This window comes from Mesorhizobium sp. M7A.F.Ca.US.006.04.2.1 (assembly GCF_004022915.1).
Classification (GTDB): domain Bacteria; phylum Pseudomonadota; class Alphaproteobacteria; order Rhizobiales; family Rhizobiaceae; genus Mesorhizobium; species Mesorhizobium ciceri.
The window spans coordinates 1-2,714 of sequence record NZ_RZQA01000853.1 but is presented as its reverse complement, the minus strand read 5'-3'; the positions used below and the strand labels follow the sequence as shown (position 1 = coordinate 2,714).

Sequence of the window (2,714 nt, the reverse complement as noted above, 5' to 3'; positions counted from 1 at the left end):
GGCTTTCGGCTGATCATCATCTGCTCGCGCGGCAGGAGATCAGCCTCGCCGATGTGGCGGCGGAAGATTATGTCATGCTGACGGTTGACGAGGCACGCACGACGGCCGCCCGTTACTGGGATGCCGCGGGCCTTTCGCTCCGCGCCGTCCTTACCACCAGTTCGGTCGAGGCCGTGCGGTCGCTCGTGGCTGCCGGCATGGGGGTCACTGTCCTGTCCGACATGGTTTACCGCCCCTGGTCCTTGGAGGGGCAGCGCATCGAAGTGCGCGGGCTTGTCGAGCCCATCCCCACTATGGACGTTGGCCTTGCCTGGTCGCGTGACAGATCAATCGAACCGGCGGCTGCGGCCTTCCGGGCCTTTATGTCCGTAACCATGGGCGGCGGCGGCTAATCTCCTGCCGCCAGTCAGGCGCTATGGCTCAGGCTCGCTGGTTGAGCAGCGGAGCATGCCGCGCTCAGGAGCTGATGCCTCGCATCCTCAAGGGGGATTTCACCTTTGTCGCAAATTACCTCGTCATCGTCGTCCCTCAGGTTGCTCCCGACAAACAGAAGGAATTCTTGGACAGTCTTATTGGTCACCTCGGACCGGAACCGGAGAAGTTTCTCATCGGCGGGCGGTGACTTCACGGTTGCGGGCTACGATCTGCTCGTGGCGGAGGGGAGGCGTCGCCTCCATGAAGCCCTTGATCAGCGCGTCGCGAATTCCGGGTGCGCGCGCCTTTTCCGCCGTGGACAGCGCATCCTGAAGATCAGGCAACGTCAGTTCCGTGCAGTAGGCGGGCGTGCCCGGTTGCTGGCGCCAGGAATTCGCGAGATCGCCGGCATCAAGTGCGTCGAAACCGGTCTCGTTCACCAGTTCGCTTGCGATCGCTTTGGCATGCACATCATCGCCTGCGACGGGGATCGCGATGCGTCCGGTCATTCCGGCCGCTGCGCCACTTTCTGCGAGCGTTTGGGCGAGGACTGCATTGAATGCCTTGACCACTGGCCGGCCGAGTTGTTCGCTGGACCACACGCTTTCCGGCTTCCCATCGTCAACCTCCGCGATATTCCCGTCGCGCATGGGATAATAATTGGAGGTGTCGATCACGACCACGTTGGCTGGTACATCGGCAAAGAGGCCGGCGACATCGGGGATCTTCGCAAATGGGATCGATAGAACGATCGCCTCGACATCCCTGGCTGCTTCGTGCGCGGCAACCGGGAGCGCACCAACCTCCGTCGCTTTCTCGCCGATGTCCTCAGGCCCCTTCGAGCCCGCCAGCTTCACCGCGTGTCCGGCGGCTGACAGCTTTCGTGCAAGGGTGGTGCCGATATTTCCCGCGCCGATAATGCCGATCTTCATGCCGATTTCCTTCCAGATAATTGTGATTATGAGCTCAGCGCATGGTGCGCTGATCTATTCCGTATTGAGCGGACATCCAGAGGGTCGCGCAGGGCGGTGCTGCCGACGGAGCAGCCCGCCTCGAAACTCGTATAGCTCGCGGCATCTACTGACGGTGCGCGCCAGGCGCCAGGCAGGTTGCGGTGCTCGTTGCCCGGATGCATGCCGGTATCATCTGCCTGATCATCGTGTCCTCGTTTCGCTCGCTGATGCCGACCTGTTAGAATAGTCGACCGGGGGCTATATGGAGACTCTCTCCGATTCGGCTTTTAGATACGGAGAGTATCTCCGGTCTTCAAGGGTTCAAGGTCAGTAATGTCGCAATTTTCGGTCGCGTCAGCCCTGCGCAGGGACGCGCAGCATAATCGGGCGCACATTCTCGAGGTGGCGCGACAAGCGTTCGGCAACGATAGTGTTGACGTTTCGATGGATTCTATTGCGAAGCTGGCGGGCGTGGGAGCAGGGACGCTCTACCGCCATTTTCCAAACAAAGACGCCCTGCTGGCTGCGCTGTTAGTTCTTCATTATGAAGGCCTCGACCATCGTCGCGTTGAAATCGAAGCCGGGGAGAGCGATGCAGGCCGCGCACTCGAACTCTGGGTTGAAGCTCTCGGCGACTGGATGCTGGCTTATGAGGGCTTGCCTGAACCGTTACGGGCGGCTTGCCGAGTAGAATCCCCGCTGACGCCGACCTGCCATGCTGTCATCGCGACGACGGAGCGAATCCTGATGGCTGCACAGGACGAAGGGCTTGCACGACGGACGATGACCGGGCGCGACATCTTTTTCGGGGCACTGGCGATCGCTTGGGCGAGCGGCGCAACGGCAGCGGGCGAAGACATCCGCAACGTGCTTCGCGACATTCTGAAGAACGGGTGGATGGAACCGAAAACAGCACCGGGCGGCCGACCTTAGTCTGCCTATCCGACTGCGCAGCCTCTCGAATTTAATCACGACCGCCGCTAGCGGGTGTGCATCAAACAAGTGCTCTCTGACAGGCGGCCGCTGGGCTTGGGAAGGAGCGGCGTGTGAGGGCGGCAATTGGTCGGCCGCCCGCAGCCGCTTGCACAACCGCGATAGCAAAACCTTGGCATGATGAGGAAGAATATTGGACGAGCGGGGGTTTTCTGTACCTCTTGACCAAGCGTGAGCACTCGTCTTGGCGCTATGCTATCATTTCTGATCCCGCTTCCTGAAAACGGGGGATCCCGCAGAGCCTGAGGCAAGTCACCACTTCGTCCAGGATGATATCCAGTGCCTTGGCCACGCCGGGCTCGCCAGCCACGGCGCCGAACAGGGCGGCCCGGCCGATCGCCGCGACGGTGGCGC

General features: G+C 61.4%; 5 protein-coding genes. 3 read left to right on the top strand and 2 right to left on the bottom strand.

The window, feature by feature from the left end:
• The coding region (locus EN925_RS31175) for a LysR substrate-binding domain-containing protein (protein WP_245487368.1) at window positions 1–392 on the top strand (392 nt) is incomplete at its 5' end.
• 74 nt (window positions 393–466) lie between these two features.
• Window positions 467–622, top strand: a complete 156-nt coding sequence (locus EN925_RS31170; protein ID WP_196815386.1) for a hypothetical protein — start codon at window positions 467–469, stop codon at window positions 620–622.
• Here the strand turns inward: EN925_RS31170 and EN925_RS31165 are convergent.
• The gene (locus EN925_RS31165; protein ID WP_127366734.1) at window positions 606–1,346 is read right to left on the bottom strand and encodes an NAD(P)-binding domain-containing protein; all 741 of its coding nucleotides are present in this window, start codon (window positions 1,344–1,346) and stop codon (window positions 606–608) included. The two genes, EN925_RS31170 and EN925_RS31165, sit on opposite strands and share 17 nt — an antisense overlap.
• Before the next feature lie 354 nt (window positions 1,347–1,700).
• Here EN925_RS31165 and EN925_RS31160 point away from each other — a divergent pair, with 354 nt between their 5' ends.
• A complete protein-coding gene (locus EN925_RS31160; RefSeq protein WP_127368604.1) occupies window positions 1,701–2,300 on the top strand; it encodes a TetR/AcrR family transcriptional regulator in 600 nt (199 codons plus the stop codon).
• A 250-nt stretch (window positions 2,301–2,550) separates the two neighbouring features.
• On the opposite strand, the gene EN925_RS41555 is transcribed toward EN925_RS31160, so the two are convergent.
• Window positions 2,551–2,714 (bottom strand): alpha-hydroxy-acid oxidizing protein (locus EN925_RS41555; protein WP_164894507.1); only part of this gene is annotated, 164 nt, incomplete at its 5' end.